This is a genomic window from uncultured Caballeronia sp., assembly GCF_964243625.1.
GTDB lineage: Bacteria > Pseudomonadota > Gammaproteobacteria > Burkholderiales > Burkholderiaceae > Caballeronia.
Map to the genome: position 1 here is coordinate 1 of NZ_CAXTGZ010000130.1, position 13304 is coordinate 13304.

The following is a 13304-nucleotide window of genomic DNA, read 5'->3' on the forward strand; positions in this document are numbered from 1 at the left end:
ATCCGATGCCTGTCCGCCGCCCGGAGTCAGCACGAACGCGCAACGCGTTTGCTCGGCGGTCGGCAACGTTCCCGCCGGCGGATGAACCACCGCGCCCACGATGGTCGTGCCTTTGCGCGTTGGATTGACGGTGCCGGTGACGAGCGGTATGGGCGATTCGAGCCATTTGAGCGTGTACTTCATGTTCACGGCATCGATGTTCAGGCTCACGATCTCGCCGCTGCCCGCGCCGCCCAGATACGTATTGGCGACAATATCCGCGTTGGCCGGGCACAAGGGCGCCGCGCCCGCGCCGACGCCCGGCGCACCCTGCGTGCCACAACTTGCGCCGGAACATTGCGGCGTGTTGATCGGACCCGGGTCGTCGGCCTTGCCTCCGCCGCACGCAATGAACAACGGGGCGGCCGCAAGTGCGAGCGCGAGTCCTTTCGAAATGGCATACGGCATACCGCTGTCTCCCTCATTTAGTTTTACGCTGTCATTTCGCGTTGACCTTCTTCTGGCGATCGGCTGAAAACGTCCAAAAGCGGCAATTCAAACAACCGCTCTTCCGGAGCGCCTTGACTGGCAAGGCGCACGCGACGTATTGAAACAAAAATTCGTTTAGACCTCAGTCAGGAGAATTTCTGTTTAGCCGAAAAGCAAAACGAAGAAGCTTTGAGCGCGAAAACGCGTAATCATTGACGAACGAACGTTCGTAAATAAATTAGGAGATTCCCTATGGAGTAATTGGCGAGAAATGTGTGGACGTAAAAAAACCGGTTTCGCACGAGGGCAGAAACCGGCTTTTCCTGACGGATGCGCAGGGCGTTCAGCAGAGTTACATCAAGCGATCAGTCCCGCTGCTTCGTCGGCGCCGATTGCGAGATTCATGCACTGGATCGCCGCGCCCGATGCGCCCTTGCCCAGGTTGTCCAGACGTGCGACGGTGACAAAATGCTCGTCGTTGCCGAAGACGAAAAGGTCGACGCGGTTGGTGTCGTTGTTGGCCTGGACATCGAAGAAACCATCGTCGAGATTGCTGTCCGCATTGAACGGCAGCACGCGCACGAACGGTTCGTTGGCGTAATACTCGGCGAAGAGCGATTGCACATCTTGCGGCTTCGCGGCGCGCGTCAGTTGCTCCGGTGAGAAGTAAGTCGTGACCGCCAGGCCCTTCAAAAAGTTACCCACGATAGGCGTGAAAACCGGCGCACGCTTCAGCCCCGAGCGCACGGCCATTTCCGGCAGATGCTTGTGCGTCAGGCCCAGCGCGTAAGGACGCGGGCTCATCAGCTTCGGATTGCCGGCCATCTCGAATTCCGCGATCATCTTCTTGCCACCGCCGCTGTAGCCCGTGATGGAATACGCTTGCGCCGCGAAATCGGCGGAAACGAGGCCGCTCGAAACCAGCGGTTTCATGGCGAGCAAAAACGCCGACGCATGGCATCCCGGCACGGCAATGCGCTTCGCCGAGCGCAGGCGTTCGCGTTGGGCGGGCATCAGTTCGGGCAGGCCATACGCCCAGTCGTCCTGCGTGCGAAACGCCGTGCTGGCGTCGATCATCACCGTGCGATGGTTATCCGCATTCACCAGCGACACCGATTCGCGCGACGCCACGTCCGGCAAGCACAGGAACGTCACGTCCGACGCGTTGATCAGCCGGCGGCGCTCTTCCACGTCCTTGCGGCGCGCGTCATCGATACGCAGGATCTCGACGTCACGCCGCGCCGACAGATACTCGAAAATCTTCAGGCCGGTGGTGCCTTCCTGTCCGTCGACAAATACTTTGGTGGTCATCTTGATCTCGCTGGTTCGGTCGCGCGGCGGGCGTTGAATCGGTCCTGCCGATGCGCGGTAAAAACGCCATTTTAATGCGCTTGCGCGTCAGCGCGATGGCATTGCGGGGGCCGCGCCAAAAACGCAGGCAAAAAAAAGCCCGCGCATGATTGGCGGGCTGAATCCATATCAGTGGAGACATGGAGGAGACAAGTCCACTGTACCGGAACCATTGGTGCAGCGCAACATCTCCTTCGCCATGTGTCTTACAGATACAACACTCAGGGCTGCGTCATCGACAGGATAAAACCCAACTGATCGATCGAAACCGGCTTGATCAGATGGACATCGAAGCCGGCTTCCTGCGTCATTTCATGATGTTGTGGCTGGCCCCAGCCGGTCAGCGCGACCAGCAGCATGGACGCGCCATCCGGCAAGGCGCGCAATGCGCGGGCGGCGGAAAGGCCGTCCATCGGCGACATGCCGAGGTCGAGGATCACAACCTCCGGCCCGAATTGCCGCGCTACATCCAGCGCCTGCATGCCGGAACACGCTTGCGCGACCTGATGGCCGAGGCCGGTCAGCAAGCTGGCGAGACAGCTCAGGGCGTCGTCGTCGTCATCGGCTATGAGAACACGCTTGGTCATGACAGTCCCCTGTTTGCCTTATTTGCCCGATACCGCGAGCGACAACTTGCCCGAGCCAGCCGTCGTCGCCGTGATCTGCGTGCGTTGCCCGCGCTCGCCGATATAAAAATGCTGGCGCGCCGCCGAATTCTGATCGTGCGTGGCTTCCGGCAGGCACGACGCGATGTCCGCCGCGACCGCTTGCAACGCGTCCTTCGTCGAGCCTGAATCGGCTGCTTTGGTCCATGTACAAGTGAGCGTGCCGCCCTTCGCCGCGCATTGCGCGTCCTGGCCGTAAGGCTGGGCGACGGTATTGGCGTCGCCGGGTTGCACGGATGAGAATCCGCCCGGCGCGGCCGCGACAATGCGCTTGAGCGCGCTGCAGGGCGCGGGGGTATCGTCGGCGAGGGCGAATGTGGGCATGTTCAGGCAAAGCACGCCAATGCCCGCCGATGCCACCATGAACATAAGACCCCGAAGAGTGCTTTTCATATGGTCGCTGTCCTGTCTCCGCATCATCTTTTTTTACGCTCGCAAGGGCTTGTCGCAGCCTGCGCGCGGCGTGTCCGTGTGTCTGTGCGCCACCGAATGCTTCCCGGTTCGATACCACCCGGAACCAGAAGGCGAACGGCGCGCCAAGTATACGGAACGTTGCCGCGCATTGTCGTTATTTATTGCGGATGCGACGGCCACCTGTTTTTATCGCTGAGCAAAAATCACACCTTCCTTCCTGCCCGCCGCGCAGCGACTTTGCCGAGCACCGCGAAGTCCTTGTCGCCGTCGCCGTGAGCAAGCGCCTCGATCAGGTTGTCGCGCACGAGGCTGCCCACCGGCAGCGTCACGTTGACCGCGTCGCCGGCGGCAAGCGCGAGACGGACGTCCTTCAAACCGAGGCGCGCCTTGAACAACGCGGGTTCGTAGCGGTTATCGGCAATCATGCGGCCGTAGCCCTGATAGACCGGACCCGGGAACAGCGTGTTGCTGATGACATCCAGGAACGTGTGCGGGTCGATGCCGTGCCCGGTCACCAGTGAAGCCGCTTCGGATGTCGTTTCTATAGCCGATGCCAGCATGAAGTTTGCCGCGAGTTTGAACACGTTCGCGTGCTGTGGCGTGGCGCCGACGCGCCAGGTCTTTTGTCCGATGACATCGAATACGGGCTGCACTCGGTTGATTGCATCATCGGCGCCGGCCGCGATGATATTCAGCTTTCCCGCCGCCGCCACGTCCGGCCGTCCGAGCACGGGCGCCGCGACATATGCCACGCCGTGATGCGCGTGCAGGGCAGCAAGTTCCTCGCAGAGCGCGACCGAGATCGTCGCCATGTTCGCGTGCACGATGCCTTTGGGCGCGCGCTTGAGCAGACCGCTGTCGATCAGGACGGCGCGCAACGCGGCGTCGTCGGCGAGCATGGAGAACACGGCGTCGCCCGCGAAAGCTTCTTCCGGCGACGCCACCACGGTCGCGCCTTCGTCGGCGAGCGGTCTGGTTGCATCGGGCGAACGGTTCCAGACGCGTACCGTGTGGCCCGCCTTCAGCGCGTTCAACGCCATCGCGCTGCCCATTCCGCCGATTCCAATAAAGCCGATATCCATGTCCTGCTCCTTTGTGATGTGCTTGCCAAAGCAAACGCGTCGAACCGATGCGATACTCGAAACCATGACGACTGCCACGTTCCGTTTTCATCGGGAGTTGAATGAGTTCCTGGCGCGAGCGCAGCGCGACCGGGTGTTTGCCTGCGGGTGTCCGGCGGCTTCGACCACGAAGCACATGATCGAAGCACTCGGCGTGCCCCATACGGAAGTTGCGCTGATTCTACGGAATGGCGCGCCGGTGCGCTTTGACGAGGCGGTCGAGGAAGGCGATTTCATCGATGTCCATCCGGTCGGCGCCGTGTCGCGTTCGCTCGATACCGCTCAGCTTCTGCGTGCGCCGTTGCGGCTCGATACGCTGCGGTTTATAGCCGATGCCCATCTTGGCGCGCTCGCGCAACGGCTTCGGCTCGCGGGTTTCGACACACGCTATGACAACCATTTCCCCGACGATGAAATCGAGCAGCTCGCGCTCGACGAACATCGCGTGGTGCTCACGCGCGATCGCGAATTGCTCAAGCGCCGCACGCTGGTCCACGGCTGTTACGTGCGTGCGCTGCAACCCGATGCGCAATGGCGCGAAGTCGCCGTGCGGCTTGGGCTTGCGCAACACGTGCGCCCTTTCCGGCTGTGCCTGATGTGCAACGCGCCGTTGCGCCGCGCAAGCGCCGACGAAGTCAGTGACCGCGTGCCCGACGGCGTGCTTGAGCGCCATACACGCTTTGTCACCTGCGATGTCTGCCGGCGGGTGTTCTGGGAAGGCTCGCACTGGAAGCGGATGCGGGCGCGCATCGAAGACCTGATGGACGGTGAAGCCGGCGCGCCGCCGGTTCCGGCCCCGGGCTAGCGAGCGAACGGGGCAAACCCGGGCAAACCCGGGACCTGCGTACAATACGCGCCTCGGCCTTTGTGTCTCCATTGCTTCAGGAAAAACGCGTGAAAAAATTCGACCTCGAAAAAAACAAGGCGCTCAAGCTCGCCAACGAACTGAAGCAAGGCAACGCGGCGCGCTTTGGCGTGCCCCCCGAGCCGAAGCTCGACAAGCGTGAACAGCGTCGTCTGGATCAGGAAAAGGGATTGGTTCCGTTCGCGTGCAAGCTGGACAGCCATCTCGTCAAGCAGTTGCAAGAACACGCAACCCAGCACGAAGGCGGCATGAGCGAAGCGCTCGCCGATTTGCTGGTGAAGGCGGGACTGGAGCGCAAGGCTGCGAACTGATCAGCCATGTGTTGTCTGCAGAATGAAAAAAAGCCGTTCCGCTCGATGAGCGAACGGCTTTTTCTTCTTACGCCGGGGTCAGCTTTCCATCTATACGATGCTTCAGCCGAATCAGGCTCGCTTGTTATAAGCGTTGCACCATCCCTTCGATGCCACTTGCTTGCCCGCGAACATCGGACATGCAGCGTACGCGTCGGTCGCCTTCGCTTGGTAGAAGGAACAATTGCCGCAGTCCTGGCCGGCCGCGTAGCGCGGGAACTTGGACTTGTCGACGGTGGCGGCGTCTTCCTTGTAGCCGAGGCTCTTCGCCATGGGATCTGTTTCGGGCAGCTTGACCGGATCGGCGAAGGCCGTGCGCGAGACCGCCAGCGCCGATGCCATGCCAATGCTCGAGATCAGGAAAGTACGTCGGGTGGATTTCATTGATGTGCTCCAGGGTTCTGTGTATTGGGGGACGCCGTTCTTTTCGACGGCGATGTCCAAGAGCATAGCAACGGGGCGCGGCACGGCATCACTCAAATGGCGGAGATAAGAAACTCCGAAGGCGTCAAGAAACGCTCAGCATCCTCGCGACTTTCTCCGCGATCGCCAGGGAAGCCGTCAACCCCGGCGATTCGATACCGAACAGATTCACGAGCCCCGCCACGCCGTGCGCCGCGCGTCCCTGGATGATGAAATCGGCGGCGGGCTGGCCGGGCCCGGAAAGCTTCGGCCGGATTCCCGCATAGGCGGGTTGCAAGGCGTCATCGGACAGATCGGGCCAATAGGCGCGAATGGCGGCGTAAAAGCCGGTGGCGCGCTGGGCATCGACGGAATAGTCGATCTTCTGGATCCACTCGACGTCCGGCCCGAACTTGGCCTGCCCGCCCATATCGATGGTGAGATGAACGCCAAGTCCGGCCTCGTTCGGCATCGGGTAGATCAGGCGGTCAAACGGCGTGCGTCCGCTCACGCTGAAGTAGTTTCCCTTCGCGAAGTAAAGCGGCGGCACATGGCGCGCATCCAGCCCGCGAATCCGCCGCGCAATGTCATTGGCGAACAGGCCGGCGCTGTTGATCACACAATCGGCCTGGAATCGCAAAGGCGCATCGCCACCCGTCTCCACGATAAAACACCGGTCGCGCGCATCGATCTGCGTCACCGGCGTATGGAACGCCACGGTCGCGCCATCGCGTTCGGCGTCGCCTTGAAGCGCGAGCATGAACTGATGGCTGTCGATAATCCCCGTCTGCGGCGAAAGCATCGCCTCCACGCAGTGAAGATGCGGTTCGAGCGCCATCGCCTCGGCGCCGCTCACACGGACCAGATCCAGGACGCCGTTTTCCACGGCTTTCTGCTGGATTGCGGCGAGCTGCGGCAACTGGTTGCGCGCGGTCGCAACCAGCAATTTGCCACAACGGTTGTAAGGCACGCCGTGCGCATCGCAATACTCGTAGAGCATCGCGCGGCCTCGCACGCACAACTCGGCTTTCAGCGATCCGCGCGGGTAGTACAGCCCCGCATGGATCACTTCGCTGTTGCGCGAACTCGTGCCAATCCCGACCGCTTCGCCCGCTTCGAGCACGATCACCTCGCGGCCGCGCGCCGCCATCGCTCGCGCGACAGCAAGGCCGACCACACCTGCGCCAATCACCACACATTCGATCCTGTCCATCTCTTCATTCTAGGCGAGCCCGGGCTCGATGCGTTGTTGCTGCATTTGTTGCGAGAAACACAATTACCGATCGGGACTCGCCGAAACTCGTATCATTTTCCGAAACAATCAGCTCAATTTCAGGAAAGATGGCCGTTTTGCCAGAAATTTGACAGTTTCAGGCCATATTTCGACCACTTTTTGCAGATTTCAATAAATCCGCCTGGTCAGAATCCGATCGCTTTCTTGCGGCTGCCGTTAGCCAGTTCAATGTCTTTTGCCTGGACTTCGTGCCGGTTGTCGATGCGCGCATTGCCGAAACCATTCAGCATCGCGCGCCGCATTTCACGGGGCGAGGCTTTCGTCAGCGCGTCGAGCGGCGCATCGCCGAGTGTTTCCGGGAAGCGCGCGCCCCAGGCGTGCGCGCTGCGGATCTCGTGATAGATCGATTGAGCGATACGGCGCGCGCCATCGCGATCCGGCGGCGCGATCTCGTACACATTCATGCGATTGAGCAGCGGTTCGGGGATCGTGTTTGCCTGATTCGCCGTCGCGATCCACACCACGTTGCCCGCGTTGATCGGAATTTCGGCGAATTCATCGATAAAACTCTTCGCCGTATCGTGTTCCAGCAGCGCGTACAACGCGCCGAGCGGATCGTATTGGGCGTCGCCGGTGGCTTTGTCGATTTCGTCGACCGTCATGACCGGGTTTGCGTAGCTGCCGTTGACGAGCGCATCGAACACCTTGCCCGGCTTGGCGTTGCGCCATTGCGACGACGCGCCCGAAAGGATCCAGCCGGCGGTCAGGGAACTCATTGCGAGGTAATGGCACGACGTGCCGAGCAAACGAGCAAGCTGTTTCGCGAAATGCGTCTTGCCGATGCCAGGGTCGCCCAGCAACAGCATTGGCATCAGTTCGAGCCTGTCCTCGGTTTCGAGACACAACGCGATTTGCTTGCGGATATCGTTCAACGGTTCCGCGAAATTCGGCAGATCCGCCACCAGATCGTCGATGGACGGCATCCGGTTCGGCTTCACGCAAAAGCGCAGATTGCCGGCTTTGAGCATTTTTTCGTAGGTTGAGCGCAGGGCTTCGCTGCCGCCTTCGCTCAGGTCGTTCAATGCGGTTTCGACTTCGTCCAGGTCGTAGACCTTGCTGAACGATGCCACGGCGAGTTCCTGTCTGACTACGGCGGTGCTCATTGCGTTTCCCCGTTTTGATGGTCGGCAAATTCAGTTTATCGGCCATAAAACGGCACGCAAGCGAGCACTCGCGGGGGGTTGCTGCCAATCGGGGTTATTGCGACAGCGTCAAGCAGATGAGGCGTTCCGCTTGTATGATCGTCGGGTTGAGCGGGTGCGAAACGTGCGTCGGCAGACGCCACGCTGGTTCCAGCAATGGCGGCCCACGTTTCAGTTTGTAATTGGCGCCATTGGCCGCAAGTATCTTTTGCGCGCCGAACGCTCAGGCAGCACGCATGTCGAAAAACAGCTACCCGGATCGAACGAACGGGCGAGACGCCCGGAACAGAAAGGGATCAGGAGAAAAGCTCATATGTTGAAACACCAAACGGCCGCGTTGTTTTTTTGCGCTGCAGTCGCAGCACCTTTCAGCGCTCTCGCGCAAAACGCGCCGCCGCAGTCGGTGAAGTGGGAATTGCAGGTCTTGCAGGACGGCCAGCAGATCGACAGCTTTACGGGCACGACCGCCGTCGGGCAGGCCCGCACCGACACCCATCACCATGTAGTCAAGAACAACGTAGGTTGCGCAGACAAACCGGCAGGCGATATCGACCTGCAGCGCACCCTGACGCTCTCGCCCGTCCACGCCAACGCCGACGACATCACGCTTCAGATCGATGCCCAGGAAACCCTGCAGGACAGCTCGGCGCCCGTGACCGTTGCGGGCTGCAAGCTGCCGCCGCAGCCGCGTCAGGTCAACGCCGCGCACCCCGGACTCGTGCTGAAGCCGGGCGAATGGTCAACGTGGCAAATCGTCGATAAAAACCCGACGCTCACCTACAAAGTCCGCGCAACGCTCGCAACGGCTGCGCAGTAAGGGCAACACACTGATCGCATGCGAAATCCAGAACACATCAATTCCGGCATTCCTTCCACTCGCGAAATCCCCGACTTCGTGGCCGTGAGCTGGAACTTGCACAAGGGCCGCTCGCCGCTCGGTCTCCAGGCATGGAGCGCGATGCAGCGCTGGGTGCAATCCACCCGGGCCGATGCTTATTTCCTGCAAGAAGCCATGGCGCGCCGGATGCCGCAACCCGTGCTGGCGGCGAGCTTCGGCAATCCGCTCGACGCTCCCGCCAACGACCTCTGGCATTGCCAGGCGACCGAAATCGCGACTTCGCTCGATTTGCAGATCGCGCTCGGGCAGAACGTGTTCAAGCCATCGTGGCGGCACGGCAACGCGATACTTTCGCCGCATCCGCTGGATCTGGGCGGACGCTGGGATATCTCGGCGCACCGGTTCGAGCGGCGCGGTTTGCTGGTCGCGCGCGCCACATTCGCCGGACGTTCGGTCACGCTGCTGTGCGCGCATCTGGCGCTGACGCGCGCCGCGCGATTGCGCCAGATGAACTGGATCGCGTTGTGGATCCAGAAGGAAGCGCCCGAAGGGCCGCTGGTCCTGGCCGGCGATTTCAACGATTGGCGCAACGATTCAGTGCCGCTTTTCGCCGAACTCGGCATGAGCGAAGTGGCGACCATGCTCGGGGAATCGGGGCGCACCTACCCGGCCTTTTCACCGGCGCTCGCGCTCGACAAGATGTTCGTTCGCGGCATGAAACCGGTCGAATGGATCACGCCGACGCAAGACACCGCGTGGCTGTCCGACCACCTGCCATATATGGCGAAGCTGCGAGTGGAGTGAGGCTTTTTTAAGCCTGCGAAAATTTATCGATAATCACGGTTTCTATTGCCGTGAACGACACGGGTTTGACCAGATGATGGTCGAAACCGGCGTCATGCGCCTTCTGACGGTCGCTGTCGGCGCCGTAACCCGTCAGGGCAATCAACAACGCTGACTTCGTCACGTCGCGCGTGCGCAGGTCGCGCGCCACCTCGAAGCCGTTCATTCCCGGCAAGCCGATATCCAGGATCACGACTTCGGGCGCGAATTCATCGACCATTGCGAGGGCGCTCGGGCCGTCGTGCATCACGCGAACTTCGTGGCCCAGCGTTTCGAGCAGCATGGACATGGCTTCCGCTGCATCGACGCTATCGTCGACGAGCAACACCCGGCGGGGAAGTCCAGAGTCGCCCAGTGCCCCGTCGGTGATGTTCATGATGCCTTTCCCCTCAATTTTGAGATTCTCGTATGTTCTAGCACGCCCAATGAATCGAGCGCGCGGATAATTTCGAGATGATACCGGGAAAGTGGGTCAACGCTGATGTGTGCCGGAGTATGGTCGCCATCCAAAACTCGCCTGAACGCGTTCTCCGGGTTGCAGGACGCCGCCGCCGATGTCCTCCTGCGGCACGTCCAGATTCAGGAAATCCACCGTATTCGATACCGGTTCCACGCACAGCAAATCCGGGTGCGCGGCGGGCGCGTACAGGACCATGTGGGCGAACATGGCGTCGGCGGTGAGAGTGACACTGCGGTTTTCGTCCGGCCACGCGATCGTCGCGGACCTCGACCAGCCGGCAAAATTGTTATCGAGGTCGAAGGCATCGGCGGCCATTCCTTCGTTCGATGCCAGCATTCCCGCGCTTTCATGCGCGCCCAGAAACGTGGGCAGGAGGTCCGGCGTTGCGTGCCACATTGCGCGGACGCCGGTGTGGATGCGCGTCAGGGGCGTGCGTGGATAGTACGGGTGGTGGCCCATGCCGAAGGGCATGGGTTTATCGGCAAGATTGTGGATGGATAGCGTGACCAGCAATTCCCCGGCGTCGGTGAGTTCGATGCGCTGCGTTGCTTCGTACCGATACGGCCAGTGATGCGCCGATTCATCGCCCGGCGCGTGCGTGAGGCTCAATTCAACCGCGTTTGCCGTTGTCCCGCCCACGCTCCACGGCCGGCGCCACGCGTGACCATGCAACGCGTGATCGAAGGCGTTGCCATCGCGCGAAAGATCCACGGTCTCGCCATTGAAGACAAACCGCGCGTCGCGCAGACGGTTGCAATACGGCAGCAGCGGAAAGCTCGCCATGCCAAGCGGATTGCGCGCGGCAAGCGCCTCGGGCGACGCGGGCCTCAGCCAATGCAGCCGCTCGCCCTGGTCGGTCAGGTCATAAAACGCAGCAATCGCCCCGCCGATATGCGGCGCGATCGACGCCCGCCTGTTTCCCGCGCGAAGCTCGATCAGCGCCGGATCATCTGCCCTCTGTACGGCCCGGTCGGCGTTCAATATGCGAACCGCTGGTAGCTTTCGTCGAAGCTGCGCGGCGTCCGGTCGACTTGCGGGTTGTATCGGAGCAATCGTTTTGCGCGCGGCGGAAGCGATTCGAATGTCGAACGCGGCACTTGAACCTGAACCTCCGGCCGGAAATACCACGAACGGCTATAGCCGATAACGACCATCGGCCGAGGGTTATCGGTGAAATTGGGTGTCCCCCGATGCACACCGCGCACATCGCGAATCATCACGTCGCCCAGTTTCATGGGCACGCGTTCGGAAGGGAATTTGCCGTCGGCCAGGCCGGCGAGCGCATCTTCCCGCGATATGCGGTGCGTCCCGCGTGTCGTTTCCAGCGAACCGTTCTGATCATCGACGTCGACGAGCGGGAAATTGACCGCCAGTTGAAACGACGGCGTTTCAGGGACGCCATCGAACAAAGGCGGCGTGTCACGGTGCCAGTCCTGGAAGTCGGAACCGCGCACGGGGGTATCGGTGGCGAGCTGGCACATCACCGGGTCCGGACCTGCGATACGTTCGACAATGCCAAGTACGTCGTCATCGCAAAAAATGGCGGGGTCGGCAAACTCGCCTTCGAACGGCAGCGTCACGTAATATCGGCCCGGGCCGCGATTGCCACTGCCGCCTTTTTCGCGAGCCTCGTCAACGTGCGGCGTGAACAGCGGCTCGAATGCCGCGCGCCATGCATCGAGCGTTGCGCGCGGAAAGTGGTCGGGCAACAGCACAAAACCGTCGCGCTCGAAATCTGCCGCAAGCGCATTGCGAGCGCGCTCGTCGTAGCGGGCCATCGTCGTCTCCTTGAATTGCGCCACGTCGTACGGCGCGGTCGGCGCGCGTGAGTTCACTTCTGGCCACTCAAGCGCACGCCCCAAGAATCGCACGGCCAGCATCATGTCGTCAATATTATTAGTAATAACACTTAGACACCCTCGATTCCATCAAACGCCAAGCGTACCAATGGTTTCGGAGCGTTGCTCGCAGGAAATATTAATGCTACCGTCTGCGACATCCAAAGACCGCTTCATCGCGTCTTATTGCATCGAACAAGCCGTTTTTTCGCGGCCCGGAAAATGAAAAAATCCACGCAACGCCGCCCGACGATGACGGACATCGCGAAGCTGACAGGCGTCTCGCAATCGACCGTTTCGCTCGTGCTGAACAATGCAACGAGCGCGAAGTTCTCCGACGCCACGCGCAACAAGGTGCTGAAGGCAGCGCAGGATCTCGGCTACCGCATGACGACCCGAGAACCGCTGGACGCCACGGTCCCAGCGGAAGAAAAGAACCTGATTGTTTATCTCGCCGACGAAATCTCGACGAGCCCGCATCCTGTCGTGAATATCGACGGCGCACGCGATACGGCGTTCGCAAACGGCCGCATGCTCGCGGTGTATTCAACGCATGGCAACGCGGAAATCGAGCAGCAAGTCCTCGATGCCACGCTGACGAATCCGAACGTGCTCGGCGTGATCTACGCGACGGTGTACACGCGTAAAGTGAGCTTGCCGGCGGCGCTGTCCAAGGTTCCAACCGTGCTCCTGAACTGCTACACAAGCGATACAGAGCTTTCATCGGTCGTTCCGGCGGAGGTTGCGGGCGGCCATGTCGCGACCGACTATTTGCTGAATGCGGGGCACCGAAGGATCGGTTATGTGAATGGCGAACCGTGGCAGGACGCGGCGCGCGACCGGCTGAAGGGATACCGGATGGCGCTGTCCACAGCCGACTTGCCGTTCGCGCCGGAACTCGTCCGCGAAGGCGACTGGAGCTCCGGTTCGGGCTTCGAACAGACGCTTTCGCTGATGCGCGAACCGAACCCGCCGACCGCGATTTTTTGCGCGAACGACCTGATGGCGCTGGGTGCAATCGAGGCGCTCAAGCAACTCGGATTACGCGTTCCAGAAGACGTTTCCATACTCGGCTACGACGACCAGGAAATTGCACGGCACACCCATCCGCCGCTTTCCACGGTCGTCTTGCCCAACTACGAACTCGGCCGATGGGCGGTCGAAACGCTGCTGCAGGAAGAGCACAACCGCGCCGCTGGCGCACCGGTCCGCCGGCGTGTCGTGAAACTCGACGGACCGCTGGTGGAGCGCGCG

At 61.3% G+C, this 13304-nt stretch carries 16 protein-coding genes; 5 read left to right on the forward strand and 11 right to left on the reverse strand.

Annotation, left to right across the window (positions count from 1 at the left end; translation table 11 throughout):
* The 5 genes from ACFFAR_RS11405 to ACFFAR_RS11425 all read right to left on the reverse strand — a co-directional run.
* Positions 1 to 447, reverse strand: a 447-nt coding sequence (locus ACFFAR_RS11405) for a DUF2957 domain-containing protein (RefSeq protein ID WP_375507900.1), incomplete at its 3' end; no start/stop codon positions are given.
* A 378-nt stretch (positions 448 to 825) separates the two neighbouring features.
* A complete protein-coding gene (gene argC / locus ACFFAR_RS11410; RefSeq protein ID WP_375507901.1) occupies positions 826 to 1779 on the reverse strand; it encodes an N-acetyl-gamma-glutamyl-phosphate reductase in 954 nt (317 codons plus the stop codon).
* 260 nt (positions 1780 to 2039) lie between these two features.
* The gene (locus ACFFAR_RS11415; protein WP_062000520.1) at positions 2040 to 2405 is read right to left on the reverse strand and encodes a response regulator; all 366 of its coding nucleotides are present in this window, start codon (positions 2403 to 2405) and stop codon (positions 2040 to 2042) included.
* An 18-nt stretch (positions 2406 to 2423) separates the two neighbouring features.
* The gene (locus ACFFAR_RS11420; RefSeq protein WP_174364509.1) at positions 2424 to 2876 is read right to left on the reverse strand and encodes a hypothetical protein; all 453 of its coding nucleotides are present in this window, start codon (positions 2874 to 2876) and stop codon (positions 2424 to 2426) included.
* A gap of 224 nt (positions 2877 to 3100) precedes the next feature.
* Complete coding sequence (locus ACFFAR_RS11425; protein WP_372237030.1) at positions 3101 to 4045, reverse strand: NAD(P)-dependent oxidoreductase; 945 nt, start codon at positions 4043 to 4045, stop codon at positions 3101 to 3103.
* On the opposite strand from ACFFAR_RS11425, the gene ACFFAR_RS11430 reads away from it, so the two are divergent.
* Both ACFFAR_RS11430 and ACFFAR_RS11435 read left to right on the forward strand, forming a co-directional pair.
* Positions 4044 to 4823, forward strand: a complete 780-nt coding sequence (locus ACFFAR_RS11430; protein ID WP_375507902.1) for a Mut7-C RNAse domain-containing protein — start codon at positions 4044 to 4046, stop codon at positions 4821 to 4823. The genes ACFFAR_RS11425 and ACFFAR_RS11430 overlap by 2 nt on opposite strands.
* A gap of 89 nt (positions 4824 to 4912) precedes the next feature.
* Complete coding sequence (locus ACFFAR_RS11435; RefSeq protein WP_062001009.1) at positions 4913 to 5194, forward strand: hypothetical protein; 282 nt, start codon at positions 4913 to 4915, stop codon at positions 5192 to 5194.
* 111 nt (positions 5195 to 5305) lie between these two features.
* Here the strand turns inward: ACFFAR_RS11435 and ACFFAR_RS11440 are convergent, their stop codons facing one another.
* The 3 genes from ACFFAR_RS11440 to ACFFAR_RS11450 all read right to left on the reverse strand — a co-directional run bounded on the left by ACFFAR_RS11440 (position 5306) and on the right by ACFFAR_RS11450 (position 8032).
* Positions 5306 to 5617, reverse strand: a complete 312-nt coding sequence (locus ACFFAR_RS11440) for a high-potential iron-sulfur protein (protein WP_062001010.1) — start codon at positions 5615 to 5617, stop codon at positions 5306 to 5308.
* Positions 5618 to 5741: 124 nt separating this feature from the next.
* A complete protein-coding gene (locus ACFFAR_RS11445; RefSeq protein WP_174364282.1) occupies positions 5742 to 6848 on the reverse strand; it encodes an FAD-dependent oxidoreductase in 1107 nt (368 codons plus the stop codon).
* Between the two features lie 206 nt (positions 6849 to 7054).
* Positions 7055 to 8032 (reverse strand): AAA family ATPase, encoded by a 978-nt coding sequence (locus ACFFAR_RS11450; protein WP_174364281.1) that lies wholly within the window; start codon positions 8030 to 8032, stop codon positions 7055 to 7057.
* 352 nt (positions 8033 to 8384) lie between these two features.
* On the opposite strand from ACFFAR_RS11450, the gene ACFFAR_RS11455 reads away from it, so the two are divergent.
* Together ACFFAR_RS11455 and ACFFAR_RS11460 are read left to right on the forward strand one after the other, a co-directional pair.
* Positions 8385 to 8888, forward strand: coding sequence for a hypothetical protein (locus tag ACFFAR_RS11455; protein ID WP_062000525.1), 504 nt, complete (start codon positions 8385 to 8387; stop codon positions 8886 to 8888).
* An 18-nt stretch (positions 8889 to 8906) separates the two neighbouring features.
* Positions 8907 to 9713, forward strand: a complete 807-nt coding sequence (locus ACFFAR_RS11460; protein WP_062000526.1) for an endonuclease/exonuclease/phosphatase family protein — start codon at positions 8907 to 8909, stop codon at positions 9711 to 9713.
* 7 nt (positions 9714 to 9720) lie between these two features.
* On the opposite strand, the gene ACFFAR_RS11465 is transcribed toward ACFFAR_RS11460, so the two are convergent.
* From ACFFAR_RS11465 to ACFFAR_RS11475, 3 genes are all read right to left on the reverse strand, one after another.
* On the reverse strand, positions 9721 to 10128 hold the full coding sequence (locus tag ACFFAR_RS11465) for a response regulator (RefSeq protein WP_062000527.1): 408 nt from the start codon (positions 10126 to 10128) through the stop codon (positions 9721 to 9723).
* Positions 10129 to 10224: 96 nt separating this feature from the next.
* On the reverse strand, positions 10225 to 11193 hold the full coding sequence (locus ACFFAR_RS11470) for an aldose 1-epimerase (protein ID WP_375507903.1): 969 nt from the start codon (positions 11191 to 11193) through the stop codon (positions 10225 to 10227).
* The gene (locus tag ACFFAR_RS11475; protein ID WP_375507904.1) at positions 11190 to 12047 is read right to left on the reverse strand and encodes a phytanoyl-CoA dioxygenase family protein; all 858 of its coding nucleotides are present in this window, start codon (positions 12045 to 12047) and stop codon (positions 11190 to 11192) included. Before ACFFAR_RS11475 ends, ACFFAR_RS11470 begins: the two co-directional genes overlap by 4 nt.
* Before the next feature lie 225 nt (positions 12048 to 12272).
* On the opposite strand from ACFFAR_RS11475, the gene ACFFAR_RS11480 reads away from it, so the two are divergent.
* On the forward strand, positions 12273 to 13304 hold a 1032-nt coding region (locus tag ACFFAR_RS11480; protein WP_375507905.1), incomplete at its 3' end, for a LacI family DNA-binding transcriptional regulator.

What these genes read in the sequence shown, in the direction of transcription:
- argC (WP_375507901.1), bottom strand. Translation starts at nt 1,779, where the DNA reads ATGACCACCAAAGTATTTGTCGACGGACAGGAAGGCACCACCGGCCTG.
- ACFFAR_RS11415 (WP_062000520.1), bottom strand. Translation starts at nt 2,405, where the DNA reads ATGACCAAGCGTGTTCTCATAGCCGATGACGACGACGACGCCCTGAGC.
- ACFFAR_RS11420 (WP_174364509.1), bottom strand. Translation starts at nt 2,876, where the DNA reads ATGAAAAGCACTCTTCGGGGTCTTATGTTCATGGTGGCATCGGCGGGC.
- ACFFAR_RS11430 (WP_375507902.1), top strand. Translation starts at nt 4,044, where the DNA reads ATGACGACTGCCACGTTCCGTTTTCATCGGGAGTTGAATGAGTTCCTG.
- ACFFAR_RS11425 (WP_372237030.1), bottom strand. Translation starts at nt 4,045, where the DNA reads ATGGTTTCGAGTATCGCATCGGTTCGACGCGTTTGCTTTGGCAAGCAC.
- ACFFAR_RS11440 (WP_062001010.1), bottom strand. Translation starts at nt 5,617, where the DNA reads ATGAAATCCACCCGACGTACTTTCCTGATCTCGAGCATTGGCATGGCA.
- ACFFAR_RS11445 (WP_174364282.1), bottom strand. Translation starts at nt 6,848, where the DNA reads ATGGACAGGATCGAATGTGTGGTGATTGGCGCAGGTGTGGTCGGCCTT.
- ACFFAR_RS11450 (WP_174364281.1), bottom strand. Translation starts at nt 8,032, where the DNA reads ATGAGCACCGCCGTAGTCAGACAGGAACTCGCCGTGGCATCGTTCAGC.
- ACFFAR_RS11455 (WP_062000525.1), top strand. Translation starts at nt 8,385, where the DNA reads ATGTTGAAACACCAAACGGCCGCGTTGTTTTTTTGCGCTGCAGTCGCA.
- ACFFAR_RS11460 (WP_062000526.1), top strand. Translation starts at nt 8,907, where the DNA reads ATGCGAAATCCAGAACACATCAATTCCGGCATTCCTTCCACTCGCGAA.
- ACFFAR_RS11465 (WP_062000527.1), bottom strand. Translation starts at nt 10,128, where the DNA reads ATGAACATCACCGACGGGGCACTGGGCGACTCTGGACTTCCCCGCCGG.